The sequence below is a fragment of the Streptomyces violaceus genome, assembly GCF_036014075.1.
GTDB classification, from domain to species: Bacteria; Actinomycetota; Actinomycetes; order Streptomycetales; family Streptomycetaceae; genus Streptomyces; species Streptomyces violaceus.
The window spans coordinates 7,747,193-7,760,068 of sequence record NZ_CP107911.1 but is presented as its reverse complement, the minus strand read 5'-3'; the positions used below and the strand labels follow the sequence as shown (position 1 = coordinate 7,760,068).

At 71.3% G+C, this 12,876-nt stretch carries 15 protein-coding genes; 6 read left to right on the top strand and 9 right to left on the bottom strand.

Going from position 1 to position 12,876, the window contains the following annotated elements; all coding sequences use genetic code 11:
- Nucleotides 1-41: 41 nt before the first annotated feature.
- The gene (locus OG542_RS35015; RefSeq protein ID WP_328416129.1) at nt 42-1,280 is read left to right on the top strand and encodes a PP2C family protein-serine/threonine phosphatase; all 1,239 of its coding nucleotides are present in this window, start codon (nt 42-44) and stop codon (nt 1,278-1,280) included.
- Between the two features lie 16 nt (nt 1,281-1,296).
- On the opposite strand, the gene OG542_RS35010 is transcribed toward OG542_RS35015, so the two are convergent.
- Entirely contained in the window at nt 1,297-1,752 is a 456-nt protein-coding gene (locus tag OG542_RS35010; RefSeq protein WP_328416127.1) for an RpiB/LacA/LacB family sugar-phosphate isomerase, read from the bottom strand.
- Between the two features lie 323 nt (nt 1,753-2,075).
- Here OG542_RS35010 and OG542_RS35005 point away from each other — a divergent pair, with 323 nt between their 5' ends.
- Both OG542_RS35005 and OG542_RS35000 read left to right on the top strand, forming a co-directional pair.
- Nucleotides 2,076-2,795 (top strand): lysophospholipid acyltransferase family protein, encoded by a 720-nt coding sequence (locus OG542_RS35005; RefSeq protein WP_328416125.1) that lies wholly within the window; start codon nt 2,076-2,078, stop codon nt 2,793-2,795.
- A gap of 60 nt (nt 2,796-2,855) precedes the next feature.
- Nucleotides 2,856-3,890 carry an NAD-dependent epimerase/dehydratase family protein gene (locus OG542_RS35000; RefSeq protein ID WP_328416123.1) on the top strand — a complete coding sequence of 345 codons (1,035 nt, stop codon included), beginning with the start codon at nt 2,856-2,858 and terminating at the stop codon, nt 3,888-3,890.
- 33 nt (nt 3,891-3,923) lie between these two features.
- On the opposite strand, the gene OG542_RS34995 is transcribed toward OG542_RS35000, so the two are convergent.
- From OG542_RS34995 to OG542_RS34960, 8 genes are all read right to left on the bottom strand, one after another.
- A complete protein-coding gene (locus OG542_RS34995; RefSeq protein WP_328416121.1) occupies nt 3,924-5,525 on the bottom strand; it encodes an alpha/beta hydrolase in 1,602 nt (533 codons plus the stop codon).
- Nucleotides 5,526-5,687: 162 nt separating this feature from the next.
- Complete coding sequence (locus OG542_RS34990; RefSeq protein ID WP_328418230.1) at nt 5,688-6,461, bottom strand: urease accessory protein UreD; 774 nt, start codon at nt 6,459-6,461, stop codon at nt 5,688-5,690.
- Nucleotides 6,449-7,126, bottom strand: coding sequence for an urease accessory protein UreG (gene ureG / locus OG542_RS34985; protein ID WP_189724399.1), 678 nt, complete (start codon nt 7,124-7,126; stop codon nt 6,449-6,451). The genes OG542_RS34990 and ureG overlap by 13 nt, the downstream gene beginning before the upstream one ends.
- A gap of 145 nt (nt 7,127-7,271) precedes the next feature.
- The gene (locus tag OG542_RS34980; RefSeq protein ID WP_328416118.1) at nt 7,272-7,946 is read right to left on the bottom strand and encodes an urease accessory protein UreF; all 675 of its coding nucleotides are present in this window, start codon (nt 7,944-7,946) and stop codon (nt 7,272-7,274) included.
- A gap of 10 nt (nt 7,947-7,956) precedes the next feature.
- Nucleotides 7,957-9,678, bottom strand: a complete 1,722-nt coding sequence (locus OG542_RS34975) for an urease subunit alpha (RefSeq protein ID WP_328416116.1) — start codon at nt 9,676-9,678, stop codon at nt 7,957-7,959.
- Nucleotides 9,671-9,982, bottom strand: coding sequence for an urease subunit beta (locus OG542_RS34970; protein ID WP_311130110.1), 312 nt, complete (start codon nt 9,980-9,982; stop codon nt 9,671-9,673). Before OG542_RS34970 ends, OG542_RS34975 begins: the two co-directional genes overlap by 8 nt.
- A gap of 12 nt (nt 9,983-9,994) precedes the next feature.
- Nucleotides 9,995-10,297 carry an urease subunit gamma gene (locus OG542_RS34965; protein ID WP_028808600.1) on the bottom strand — a complete coding sequence of 101 codons (303 nt, stop codon included), beginning with the start codon at nt 10,295-10,297 and terminating at the stop codon, nt 9,995-9,997.
- A gap of 187 nt (nt 10,298-10,484) precedes the next feature.
- On the bottom strand, nt 10,485-10,772 hold the full coding sequence (locus OG542_RS34960) for a type II toxin-antitoxin system Phd/YefM family antitoxin (RefSeq protein ID WP_261683495.1): 288 nt from the start codon (nt 10,770-10,772) through the stop codon (nt 10,485-10,487).
- 90 nt (nt 10,773-10,862) lie between these two features.
- Here OG542_RS34960 and OG542_RS34955 point away from each other — a divergent pair, with 90 nt between their 5' ends.
- The 3 genes from OG542_RS34955 to OG542_RS34945 all read left to right on the top strand — a co-directional run bounded on the left by OG542_RS34955 (nt 10,863) and on the right by OG542_RS34945 (nt 12,848).
- Entirely contained in the window at nt 10,863-11,498 is a 636-nt protein-coding gene (locus tag OG542_RS34955) for an ATP-dependent Clp protease proteolytic subunit (protein WP_261683496.1), read from the top strand.
- Nucleotides 11,499-11,505: 7 nt separating this feature from the next.
- Nucleotides 11,506-11,814 (top strand): hypothetical protein, encoded by a 309-nt coding sequence (locus OG542_RS34950; RefSeq protein ID WP_193482203.1) that lies wholly within the window; start codon nt 11,506-11,508, stop codon nt 11,812-11,814.
- A 560-nt stretch (nt 11,815-12,374) separates the two neighbouring features.
- On the top strand, nt 12,375-12,848 hold the full coding sequence (locus OG542_RS34945) for a C40 family peptidase (protein WP_184599246.1): 474 nt from the start codon (nt 12,375-12,377) through the stop codon (nt 12,846-12,848).
- The last annotated feature ends 28 nt before the right edge of the window (nt 12,849-12,876 follow it).

Genomic DNA, 12,876 nt, shown 5'->3' with positions numbered 1-12,876 from the left:
CCGTGTGAAAATGGTGTGATCCCGGCAGTGGTGAGGCGACCATGACGGATTCGGCGATCGAGTACACGGCGGTGTTCCAGGCCCTGCCCGGCATGGTGGCGCTGCTGACCACCGAGTTCGTGTACGCGGACGTCAACGAGGAGTTCGTGCGCGTGTCCGGCCGCTCCCGCGAGCAGCTGATCGGCCACTACCTGTTCGACGTCTTCCCCGACAACCCCAACGACCCGGCCGCGACGGGCATGCGCAACCTGGAGGCCTCGCTGTACCGGGTCCTGGCGACCGGCGAGCGCGACACCATGGCCTTGCAGCGCTACGACGTCGAGGATCCCGAGCGGCCCGGGGAGTGGGAGGAGCGCTACTGGAGTCCGGTGAACGCGCCGCTGCTCGGCCCCGACGGCAAGGTGGCGCTGATCCTGCACCGCGTCGAGGAGGTCACGGAGCTGATCCGGGCCCGGGGCCGCTCCGGGGGAAACCGGGGCAGCCGGGCCCGGGTCCTGGAAGCCGAGCTCTACACCCGCGCCCGTGAGCTGCAGGAGCTCAACGACCGGCTGCGCCAGGCGCACTCCCGGGAGCGGGAGGTGGCGCTGGCCCTGCAGGAGGCAATGCTGCCCGCGCCCCGGCAGGTCGGCCACCACCGGGCCGCCGTCCGGTACCGCCCCGCCGTGGGTGCGCTCAACGTGTGCGGGGACTGGTACGACCTGGTCGATCTGGTGGGCGGCGACCGTGTCGGCGTGGCCGTGGGCGATGTGGTCGGGCACGGGCTGGAGGCCGCCGGTGTCATGGGCCAGCTGCGCAGCGCGCTCAGCGCGGCCTCCCGGGTCGCTGAAGGGCCCGCCCAGGCGCTGGACGTACTGGGGCGCTATGCCCACGTGATCGACGGGGCCGAGTCGGCGACCGCCGTGACGACCTTCATCGACTGCGTCCGGCACGTCGTCACCTACAGCAGCGCCGGTCACCCCCCGCCCGTGCTGGTCCACCCCGACGGCCGCACGGAGTTCCTCGACCAGGCCACGGACACGCCGCTCGACGCCCGCCCGGACCCGATCCCCAGACCCCAGGCCGAGACCACGTTCGTGCCGGGCGCCACGCTCGTGCTCTACACCGACGGACTGATCGAAAGGCGCCGGGAGGACATCGACACGGGTCTGGACCGGCTCGCCGACGCCCTGCGTGTCCACCGGGACCAGGATCCCGAGACCCTCGCCGACACCGTCCTGCTGGAACTGCTGCCACCCGGCGGCGCCACCGACGACACCGCCCTGATCGTCGTGCGGCTGTGATGAGGGGCCGGTTGTCCTACAGCCGGTTCCGTCCGTGATCGAGGATCCGGACGCGGTCCACGTTCTGCCGGTCCTCGGTGTCCTCGCTGGGCTCGCCGGCGAACCACGCGTCGAGGATCTCCGTCAGCAGCGGCTCGGACGTCAGCCGCAGGCTGAGCGCGAGGACGTTGGCGTCGTTCCAGCGGCGGGCCCCGTCGGCCGTGTAGGCGTCCGTGCACAGCGCGGCCCGGACGCCGGGCACCTTGTTCGCGGCGATCGAGGCGCCCGTGCCGGTCCAGCAGCACACCACGGCCTGGTCGGCCGTCCCGTCCGCGACCTCGCGGGCCGCGGCCTCGGAGCACACCGCCCACTGCGGGTCGCCCCCGGGGCGCAGCGCACCGTGCGGGCGCACCTCGTACCCTCGCCCCTGCAGCGCGGCCACGAGGGCGCGGGCGACGGGCTCGTCCATGTCCGAGGAAACAGAGATCCGCATACCGCGCAGACTACTCGGCAGGGCCGCAAGAACCAGCGGTTGGCCAGGCACCCTTCGTATCCCGGCCATGCCACCGGTTCGGCTTGCCGATCACCCGTACGGACCAGCACGCTGGTCCCGCGGCCCTCCCCAGCCGCATGAGCACCACCGGACATCCCGCCCGCCTGACTGACCGTCAGTCAATAGGTGAAGGATCGGCGAGGTCCCGCCGCACGAGGTGTCCGGTGGCTGTGCCTGCACCTACACTGGCACCCCACGACACGCCGGTTGACCTGCTGGAACGCGGCGGTTGAGTCCACCGCCAGAGTCGAGGAGCGCCCGCTTTGTTCTACTACCTGCTGAAATACGTACTGCTGGGCCCGCTGCTGCGACTGGTCTTCCGGCCTCGGATCGAGGGTCTGGAGCACGTTCCGTCGGAGGGCGCCGCCATCGTCGCCGGCAATCACCTGTCGTTCTCGGACCACTTCCTGATGCCCGCGATCCTCAAGCGGCGCATCACCTTCCTCGCGAAGGCCGAGTACTTCACGGGCCCGGGCCTCAAGGGACGGCTGACGGCCTTCTTCTTCCGCAGCGCGGGGCAGATCCCGGTCGACCGCTCGGGCAAGGACGCGGGCCAGGCAGCGATCCGCGAGGGCCTCGGCGTGCTGAGCAAGGACGAGTTGCTCGGCATCTACCCCGAGGGCACGCGCTCGCACGACGGCCGGCTCTACAAGGGCAAGGTCGGAGTCGCCGTGATGGCCCTCAAGGCCGGCGTCCCGGTCATCCCCTGCGCCATGATCGGCACCTTCGAGGCCCAGCCGCCCGGCAAGGTCATCCCCAACATCCACCCCGTCGTGATCCGCTTCGGCAAGCCTCTCGACTTCTCCCGCTACGCCGGCCTGGAGAACGAGAAGGCCATCCTGCGTGCTGTCACGGACGAGCTCATGTACGCGATCCTCTCCCTGTCCGAGCAGGAGTACGTCGACCAGTACGCGGCCGTCGTGAAGGCCGAGGAGGCCGCCGCCGCGAAGGAGCGGAAGTTCCCGCGCATGCCGCTCAGGTGAGGCCTCTGCTCTCGGCAGAACCACAGGTGACCCGGCCTCCAGCAGCCGTACGGTCGCCGCATGACACGTGCTGTGGTGATCGGAGCGACGGGACAGATCGGACGGGTGGCCGTGGGGGCGCTGGCCCGGGACGGCTGGGAGGTGACGGCCGTCTCGCGGGGCGGCGGCCGGCACCCTCGGTGGCCGGACGGCGTACAGGCCGTGCGGGCCGACCGGGAGGACGCCGCGGCCCTGTCCGCGGCGGTCGGCGACGGCTGCGACGTCCTGGTGGACATGGTGGCGTTCGACGCCGGGCACGCACGGCAGCTGACGGGGCTGGCCGGGCGCGTCGGCTCGGCGGTGGTGATCTCCAGCGTGTCGGTGTACGAGGACGACCGGGGCCGCGGCTTCGACACACAGCACCAGCCCGGGGGCTTTCCCGAGTACCCGCTGCCGCTGACGGAGGCCCAGCGCACGGTGCGGCCGGGCGACGCCTCGTACAGCACCCGGAAGGCGGCGCTGGAGCGCGAACTCCTCGCGGCGGGCGACCGGTTGCCGACCACGCTGCTGCGCGCGGGCGCCATCCACGGGGCGTACTGCCAAACCCCGCGTGAGCTGTACGTGGTGAAGCGCAACCTCGACGGCCGACGGCGGCGCGTCCTCGCCTACGGCGGCGAGAGCCGGTTCCATCCGGTGAGCGTCCACACGATCGCCGAGCTGATCCGGCTGGCCGCCGCCCGGCCGGGCGCCCGCGTCCTGAACGCCGTGGACCCGGACGCGCCGACGGTGGCCCGGATCGCGGCGGAGATCGACGCGGTGATGGGTGTGCGGACCGAGGACGTGCTCGTGGACGGTCCGCCGCCCGCATCCGGCGTGGGCGAGACGCCCTGGTCGGTGCCGATGCCCGTGGTGTGCGACATGTCGGCGGCGGAACGCGAGCTGGGCTACCGGCCGGTGGTGCGGTACGCGGACACCCTGCCGGAGACGATCGCCTCGATCGAGGAACAACTCGCCGGGCGGGACTGGCGGGAGGCGTACCCGAAGATGGTCCAGGCGTACGGCGACCTCTTCGACTACGCGGCGGAGGACGCCTGGCTGGCGGAAAGGAACGGCTGAGGGGGCGGCCGACGACCGCCCCCTCGGCCGTGACTACGGCTTGGGCTTGGCGTGCGGTGCGCAGGTCACATCGCTGCGGTCCAGCTCGCCGGTGAGCAGGTAGCTGTCCACCCGCTCGTTGACGCACGGGTTGACCAGCCCCGTGACGCCGTGGGAACCGGCGTCCTTCTCGGTGATCAGACGGGAGCCCTTGAACCGCTTGTGCAGTTCGAGGGCACCCCCGTACGGCGTCGCCGCGTCATGCTCCGACTGGACGATGAGCACGCCGGGCAGACCCTTGCCGCTCTTGACGTCCAGCGGCGTCCGCTGCTTGGCCTGCCACGTGGCGCAGGGCAGGTTCATCCAGGCGTTGGCCCAGGTCATGAACGGGTGGTCCTTGTGAAGCCGGGTGTTGTCCCGGTCCCATGTGCGCCAGCTGGTGGGCCACTTGGCGTCCGCGCACTCCACGGCCGTGTAGACGGCGTTGCCGTTCTCGGCGGAGGCGTTGCCCGCGGTGTCGGACAGATCGGGGGCGGCGGCGTCGACGAGCGCCTGGGTGTCTCCGGCGACGTACTTGCTGAAGACCGAGGCGACCGGGGCCCACGAGGAGTCGTAATAGGGGGCGCTCTGGAAGAAGGAGATCAGCTCGGCCGGGCCGACGACCCCGCCGAGGGGGTTCTTCTTCGCCGTGGCGCGCAGCTGGAGCCACTTCTCCTGGACGGCGGCACGGGTGGTGCCGAGGTGGTAGGTCGCGTCGTTCGCGGCGACCCAGTCCTGCCAGTCCTTCCAGCGGCCCTCGAAGGCGACGTCCTGGTCCAGGTTGGCCTGGTACCAGATCTTGTCCCGGGACGGGTTGACGACGCTGTCGACGACCATGCGGCGCACGTGGCCCGGGAAGAGGGTGCCGTAGACGGCGCCGAGGTAGGTGCCGTAGGAGACGCCCAGGAAGTTGAGCTTCTTCTCGCCGAGGGCGGCGCGGATGACATCGAGGTCGCGCGCGGTGTTCGGCGTGGTCATGTGCGGCAGCATCGCGCCACTGCGGTCGTGGCAGCCCTCGGCGTACTCGCGGGCCAGCTTGCGCTGGGCGAGCTTGTCGGCCTCGGAGTCGGGCACCGGGTCCATCTTGGGCGCCTTGACGAACTCCTGCGGGTCGACGCAGGAGATGGGCGCCGACCTGCCGACGCCGCGCGGGTCGAAGCCCACGAAGTCGTAGGCCTTGGCGGCGTCGGCCCACACGGGGTTCTTGCTGGTGACCCGGGCGGGGAAGCGCAGTCCGGAGCCGCCGGGGCCGCCGGGGTTGTAGAGGAGCGCACCCTGCCGCTCGGCCTTCGTGCCCGTGTTGCCGATGCGGTCGACGGCGAGCTTGATCTGCTTGCCGTGCGGCTTGGCGTAGTCGAGCGGCACGGTGACGTACCCGCACTGGATCGGCTTGGCCAGGTTCCAGTCGGCGGGGCAGTCCTGCCAGTCGATACCGGCCTTCGCGGCCCGGGCGGCGGCGACCGCGGCGCCCCGGGCCTCGCGGTCCTGGCCGTGGCGGGTGCCCGCGCTGGCGTTCGCCGAGGGCGCCGCGACGGCGCCGGCTATCAGCGTGGCCGTGACGAACGCTCCGGCCGAACCGAGCGCCGCCACCCGCCTCTTCGGTCTCGTACCCCTCAAGGGGGACCTCCCCGTACATCGTTGCGATCAGTACGGGGATCCTCGCGGCTGTGAGGTTGCTGAGAACAGGGCCCGTCGCGCTTCTTTGCCAATCCGATAAACGGAGAAGGGATTCTGCCCTACGGACGCCCGTGCGCGCGTCTACGCGAGGCGTGCGCGCGTCTACGCGAGGGACCTCAGCGCCTCGTCGAGCAGCCGGCGTAGCCGCAGCGCGTCCGGCGCCACGGCGGTCACCAGCGCGGCGGGCCCGGCGAGCGGCACGACCGTGGCCCCCTCCCCCAGCGCCCGGGCCGTCACCGGCTCGGCGGCGAACTCCGGCCGTACGACGACCAGTTGCCCGACCACCCGGTGCCCAGCGAGCACGGCGGGCCCGTCCCAGCCGCCCGGTGCGCCGGGCCCGCAGGCCAGTTCCTGGTCGAGCACGACCCGCTCGGCGATCCGCACGGTCAGACGGCTCGTCAGCCGTCCGGGTTCCTCACCGACGCGCCCGAGCACTTGCTCCTCGCGCAGCACGAGCCGGGCCGCGGCGGCGAGGTCGACGCGGGTCGTGACGTACAGGTCGCTGCCCTGGGCGGAGATCAACTGCTCCGGCATCCAGTGCAGTTCGGCACCGTCGGCGACGCCGATCCGCACGTCGTAGCGTGCCTCGCTCTTCGCCTGCCCCGGCAGTGCGATGGTGGCGGCAGCCGATCCGACGGACAGCCGGGCCCCCTCCTCCACCCGGGCTTCCACGGTGAAGTGGTCGCCGCCGTGCGGCCCGCTCATCGCCCCGACGAGCATGACTCGTGCCTCGGGGCCACTGGCCCTGGTCCGCCGCAGCGCCAGGGGTCCGTCGCTCTCCAGCACGGGCAGGGAGGTCCCGCCCCGGCCGTCGTCCCGGGCGACGATCCGCGCCACGGACCGCACCCCGGCACCGTGCACGCTCACGCCGTCCACGCGGCGAGCTGCGCCCGCACCCACGCGGCGACCTCCGTCACCCCGGACTCGCTCCGCAACGACTGGAAGACGACCGGCAGTTCGGCCCGCTGCGCCTTGGCGTCGGCCGCCATGCGCGCGAGGTCGGAGCCGACGTACGGTGCGAGGTCGGTCTTGTTGACGACGAGCAGGTCGGCGGTGGTCACGCCCGGCCCGCCCTTGCGCGGGATGTCATCGCCCCCGGCCACGTCGATCACGAAGACCTGTGCGTCGACGAGCCCCTTGGAGAAGGTCGCGGTGAGGTTGTCCCCACCGGACTCCACCAGGACCAGATCCAGTGGTCCCACGGCGTCCTCCAGGTCCTCCACCGCTTCCAGGTTGGCGGAGATGTCGTCCCGGATCGCGGTGTGCGGGCAGGCGCCCGTCTCCACGGCGGTGATCCGCTCGGGCGGCAGCACGGCTTCCCGGAGCAGGAACTCGGCGTCCTCCCGGGTGTAGATGTCGTTGGTGACGACCGCGAGCGACAACTCGTCCCGCAACGCCCGGCAGAGCGCGGCGACGGTGGCGGTCTTCCCGGACCCGACGGGTCCGCCGAGGCCGATGCGGAGCGCTCTGCGGGTGCCGTCGGGTCGACGGGCGTCGGCACTTACGGCGGTGGAACTGTCGTGGTTGTGGTCGAGGTGCATGTGCGGCTCCTGGGGGCGGGCCCTGGTTCGGGGCAACCGGGTTCGGGTGGCGGGCGCGGGTGTCGGGGTGCGGGTGGGTGGGGGCTGGTCGCGCAGTTCCCCGCGCCCCTGGGCGGAGATGGTCTGCGGGGCGTTCAGAGTGCAGCTATGACGCGAACAGCCGTACCTGCCACCCCGCGTGCACCTCCGCCCCGATCTCCAGCAGCGGTGCCGACCCGGCCGGCAACGCGTCGACCCCCTCGTCGACGACCCTCCGCGCCGCCTCCACCGCCCGGTCCACGACCTGGTCCACCTCCGGCGCCAGCCGGGCCAGCACCCCCGTCGCGTCGAAGGGATCCAGACTCAGCAAGCGCACCGTCGCCGTGGCCGGCCCGCTCACGCTCTCGTAGGCCGCGCAGTGCGCCGCGTCGACCGGCCCCAGCCCGGCCGCCCGTGCCGTCAGTCCGAGCACCACCGGCTGATGGGCCCCCTTGGGGAACTCCCTTGCCAGCGTGTCCAGTTCGGCGGACGGCCAGGTCGACCGGGCGGCCCGCATCAGCTGGCGCCCCAGCTTGCGCGCGGCGACCCGCAGCGCGGGCGACGGCGTACGGGCGTCCGCGGCACGGTCCAGCGCGACGGGGTCGATCCCGAGCGCCGCGGCGGCCGAGAGTGCTGCGGCCACCGATCCGGCCGTGTGCAGGCGCCCCCGGCAGAAGTCCGCGAGGCTCGCCGCCCCCTTGATCCGCCCGGCCTTGACCGCGGCCTCGGCCCCGCCGGAGTGTGCGTGGCCGCCGGCGGGAAAGCGGCCGTCGGCCAGGACGAGAAGCGCTGCTCGTGACATCAGGGCATCCTCAGAACAGGAAGTAGCGCTGAGCCATGGGCAGTTCGGCCGCGGGCGCCGCCTCGACCAGTTCCCCGTCGATGTGCACCGCGAAGCTGTCGGGATCGACCCGCACATCCGGGCGCGCGTCGTTCTCCCGCATGTCGGCCTTGGTGACCCCGCGCGTCGACTCGATCGCCACGAACCGCTTCCCGAGCCCCAGCCGCTCCGGCAGCCCGTCCTCGACGGCCAAGGGGGCGACGAAGTTCAGGGAGTTGGCGGCCGGTGCCCGCCCGATCGCCCCGTACATCGGGCGCGGCAGGATCGGCTGGGGCGTGGGGATCGAGGCGTTCGCGTCGCCCATCTGCGCGTACGCGATCTGCCCGCCCTTGATGACGAGCTGCGGCTTGACGCCGAAGAACGCCGGATCCCACAGCACAAGGTCGGCCAGCTTGCCGCTCTCGACCGACCCGATCTCCCGGGCCAGGCCCTGGGCGAGCGCCGGGTTGATCGTGTACTTGGCGACATAGCGACGCACCCGGCGGTTGTCGGCGCGTCCGTCCCCGGGCAGCGCTCCCCGCCGCCGCTTCATCACGTGCGCGGTCTGCCAGGTCCGCATGACGACCTCGCCCACGCGCCCCATGGCCTGGGAGTCGGAGGAGATGATCGAGATGGCGCCCAGGTCGTGCAGCACGTCCTCCGCCCCGATCGTGGACGGCCGGATCCTCGACTCGGCGAAGGCCAGGTCCTCCGGCACCGCCGGGTTGAGGTGGTGGCAGACCATCAGCATGTCGAGGTGTTCCTCGGCGGTGTTGACGGTGAACGGCCGGGTCGGATTGGTGGAGCTCGGCAGCACGTACGACTCGGAGACCACGGTCATGATGTCCGGCGCGTGCCCGCCCCCCGCGCCCTCGGTGTGGTACGCGTGGATGCCCCGTCCGGCGATCGCGGCGAGCGTGTCGCCGACGAACCCGGCCTCGTTGAGCGTGTCCGTGTGGATGGCGACCTGGATGCCGGTCTGCTCGGCGACGGTCAGCGAGGCGTCGATGACGGCAGGGGTCGATCCCCAGTCCTCGTGCAGCTTCAGGCCGAGCGCGCCGCCGCGGATCTGCGACAGCATCGCCTCGTGCGAGACGGTGTTGCCCTTGCCGAGCAGGCCGATGTTGAGCGGGAAGGCCTCCATCGCCTCCAGCATCCGGGCGAGATGCCAGGGGCCGGGGGTCACGGTGGTGGCCTTGGAGCCCTCGGCCGGGCCCGTGCCGCCGCCGACGAGGGTCGTGATGCCCGACGAGAGCGCCTCGTCGGCGATCTGCGGGCAGATGAAGTGGACGTGGGCGTCGATCGCGCCCGCCGTGAGGATCCGCCCGTTGCCGGCGATGATCTCGGTCTCCGGGCCGATGACCAGGTCCGGGTGGACGCCGTCCATGGTGTCGGGGTTGCCGGCCTTGCCGATCCCGGTGATGCGCCCGTCGCGGATGCCGAGGTCGGCCTTGACGATCCCCCAGTGGTCGATGATCACTACGCCGGTGATCACGGTGTCCGGGGTGCCGTCCGCTCGCGTGGCACGCGCCTGGCCCATGGACTCGCGGATGACCTTGCCGCCGCCGAACACGGCCTCGTCACCGGCGAGCCCGGGGCCGCCGGAACGGTCCTCCTCGATCTCGACCAGGAGGTCGGTGTCGGCGAGCCGGATCCGGTCGCCGGTCGTCGGGCCGAACAGGTCGGCGTACGCGGCACGCGAGATCTCAGGCATCGAGGGCACCTCCGGTCTCACCGCGCAGACCGGGCACGACACGGGCGCCGGCGAGCGGAACGAGTTCGACGTCGACGGGGATCCCGGGTTCGAAGCGCACGGCCGTGCCGGCGGCCACGTTCAGCCGCTTGCCGCGCGCGGCGGCGCGGTCGAACTCCAGGCCGGGGTTGGCCTCGGCGAAGTGGTAGTGGGAGCCGACCTGGACCGGCCGGTCAGCGGCGTTGAGGACGGTCAGCCGGGTGACCTCGCGGCCCTGGTTGTAGGCAATCGGGTCGTCGGCGAAGAGGATCTCTCCGGGAATCACGGCGGCTCCCCGTCAGACGATCGGGTCGTGGACGGTGACGAGCTTGGTGCCGTCCGGGAAGGTGGCCTCGACCTGGACGTCGTGGATCATCTCCGGGATGCCCTCCATGACGTCGTCCCTGGTGAGCAGCTTGCGTCCGGAGGACATGAGTTCGGCGACGGTACGGCCGTCACGGGCGCCTTCGAGGATGTGCGAGGTGATGAGCGCGACCGCCTCGGGGTGGTTCAGCCTCAGCCCGCGGGCCCTGCGCTTCTCGGCCACGTCGGCCGCGACGTGGATCAGCAGTCTCTCTTGCTCGTGCGGGGTCAGTTGCACGTCCCACCTCACAGTCCTCGCTCCGGACCGTGCGGGGCCCGGCTGCCGCAGCCCCGGGAGAAAAGCCCTGGTGGCGTGGCGGCAGGCTAGTGGGACCGAGTTTCAGACACGTTAACCGAGCTGTGATCCTTCAGGCCTGCGAGCACGACGCCCCGAGGCTGGAGAACCCCGTCGAGATCCGCCGCGCCTACGCCGGGTTGGCCCCCCGATGCTCCGCCGCGATCCCGAACCGCTGGCGTTCGCGAGAAGCGGACGCGACCTCGCGGACGGTGGAGACGGCGCTGATCACCTGCTCCTCGGCGGGCTCCGCGAGCTCCTGGGCCTCTTCGAGTCGCCGCAGGTCATCGGCTGAGACGAGGGCGACGAGGGGCTTGCCGTGCCGGGTGACGACGACGCGCTCGCCGGCGTACACCACGCGGTTGATCAGGTCGGCGAGCTCAGCCCTGGCTTGCGTCACCGGAATCTCGTAGGCCATGCCCCCATCATAACGTCACGTACGTCCTGTACATTTTTTACAGAGGAAGCTGTCGCCGGAGACAGCTCCGCCCGCGAGGAGGGGTTCACCATGACCCGACCGTCCGCCCGTCACGTGCTGCCCGAGTTCACCGAACGCACGAGTTCCGGGCAACGGACGATGGACCCGTACTCGAAGCTGCTGGAGGAGCGGATCGTCTTCCTCGGGGCGCCGGTGGACGAGATCTCGGCGAACGACGTGATGGCCCAGTTCATGTACCTCGAGCACCAGGCCCCGGACCGCGACATCCAGCTCTACATCAACTCCCCCGGCGGCGCGTTCCACGCGATGACGGCCCTCTACGACACGATGTGCTACGTCACCTGCGACGTGGAGACGGTCTGCCTGGGCCAGGCGGGGGCGGCCGCCACGGTGCTGCTGGCGGCGGGCACACCGGGCAAGCGGTCCATGCTGCCGGACGCGCGTCTGGTGATCCATCAGCCCGCCCTGCCCGAGCCGGTCCAGGGACAGGCGAGCGATCTGGCGATCCAGGCCGACGAGCTGATGCGGATCCGGACCCGCATGGAGGAGATGCTCGCGCGGCACACCGGCCGCACCCGGGAGCAGGTGAGCGAGGACATCGAGCGGGACAAGGTCCTCACCGCCCAGGAGGCGGTGGAGTACGGCCTGGTGGACCGGATCGTCCCCAACCGCAAGGCCACCATGGCCGCGCCGACCGGAAGGTGAGCCGCCGGTGCTGCCGCCCGAACTTCCTCCGTTGCCCGCCCTGACCCGCGCGGAGGCGGAGTTGATCGACCGTTACCTCGAGGTCGTGGACCTGCTCGGCCGGATCAATCCGGCGCTGCACGGCGACACCTACCGCGGACTGCGCGCCGCCCAGGCCCTGGTCGGCAAGGCGACCGCACTGCGTGACGCGCTGGCCCTGATGCACCAGCGGGGCGAGACGCACCTGCACGCCGACACACTGGCCCGGGCGCTGCGGGTGCTGGACGGCGAGCGCCGCACCGCCCGCGTCACCCTGCCCCCGGAGTCCGTCGGTTGACGCGGAGCCGGCGGATCACTCGGCCCGGACGCTCGCTCTGCCGATGTGACGTCCGGGCCTGAGTCGAAACGGGCCAAACGACGTACCGCTGTTCGGAGTAGACGGGACACCAATTTTTGGACCGTCACGGTTGCGCGACGCACACGGCGACGGGCGGAATATGACATTCCATCGCTGGTCGGGCGGTACGCGGCGTGGTGGACACCGGCTCGAACACAGACGTGTCCACCCGAACGGGTGAGTGGTGAGTAACAACACAAATCCCCGGTTCCGTTGGGATTTCATGACAACCATCAGTCAAGATCCCTGACTGACGACAAGACCCCGCCACAGCGGCGGGGCGATCCGGGCGGACGCCGAGTCCTGCCGCCGCTTGGATGACCGGTCGACAGGAGTGGATCGGCAGGAGTGGAGGACCCAAGCACGACGGGTCGCCGGGACGGTCACGCCATGACCGGGCCCGAGTAGCCCTTGGGGTGAAGCCGCGTCAGCGGCCGGGCAACTTCGCCAGCCCGAATCCGACAGGTCATCCTTCACAGGCGGCTGACGAAGGGTTGCGCATGACTGCGCTCAATCGTGTCCCGTCGCTCATGGTCCGGGCCGGTACGGCCTCGGCCCTCACCATCGCCGCCGTGGGCGGCTCGATCGTGGCCCCCGGCTTCTCCTCCGAGGCAGCGGCAGCCACGCCGGCGACCAAGGCACTCAAAATAGCGGCCTCCAAGAAGGGATCGCCCTACAGGTACGGCGCCACCGGCCCGCACCGGTTCGACTGCTCGGGCCTCACGCTGTACTCGTTCAAGAAGGTCGGCAAGAAGCTGCCGCGCACGGCCGCCCAGCAGTACAACAAGACCCGCCACATCTCCGCCCAGAACCGCAAAGCGGGAGACCTGGTGTTCTTCCACTCGGGCCGGAACGTGTACCACGTCGGTATCTACGCGGGTAAGAACAAGCTCTGGCACGCCCCGAAGAGCGGGGACGTGGTGCGGCTGCAGAAGATCTGGACCAAGAGCGTCTGGTACGGGCGTGTGAAGTGATCGCCCGGCGTGCGGCGGCGACTGAGAC

Bases quoted from the DNA above. Each gene is read 5' to 3' on its own strand.
- OG542_RS35015 (WP_328416129.1), top strand. From the start codon at position 42: ATGACGGATTCGGCGATCGAGTACACGGCGGTGTTCCAGGCCCTGCCC.
- OG542_RS35010 (WP_328416127.1), bottom strand. From the start codon at position 1,752: ATGCGGATCTCTGTTTCCTCGGACATGGACGAGCCCGTCGCCCGCGCC.
- OG542_RS35000 (WP_328416123.1), top strand. From the start codon at position 2,856: ATGACACGTGCTGTGGTGATCGGAGCGACGGGACAGATCGGACGGGTG.
- ureG (WP_189724399.1), bottom strand. From the start codon at position 7,126: ATGCACCTCGACCACAACCACGACAGTTCCACCGCCGTAAGTGCCGAC.
- OG542_RS34980 (WP_328416118.1), bottom strand. From the start codon at position 7,946: ATGTCACGAGCAGCGCTTCTCGTCCTGGCCGACGGCCGCTTTCCCGCC.
- OG542_RS34975 (WP_328416116.1), bottom strand. From the start codon at position 9,678: ATGCCTGAGATCTCGCGTGCCGCGTACGCCGACCTGTTCGGCCCGACG.
- OG542_RS34960 (WP_261683495.1), bottom strand. From the start codon at position 10,772: ATGGCCTACGAGATTCCGGTGACGCAAGCCAGGGCTGAGCTCGCCGAC.
- OG542_RS34955 (WP_261683496.1), top strand. From the start codon at position 10,863: ATGACCCGACCGTCCGCCCGTCACGTGCTGCCCGAGTTCACCGAACGC.
- OG542_RS34945 (WP_184599246.1), top strand. From the start codon at position 12,375: ATGACTGCGCTCAATCGTGTCCCGTCGCTCATGGTCCGGGCCGGTACG.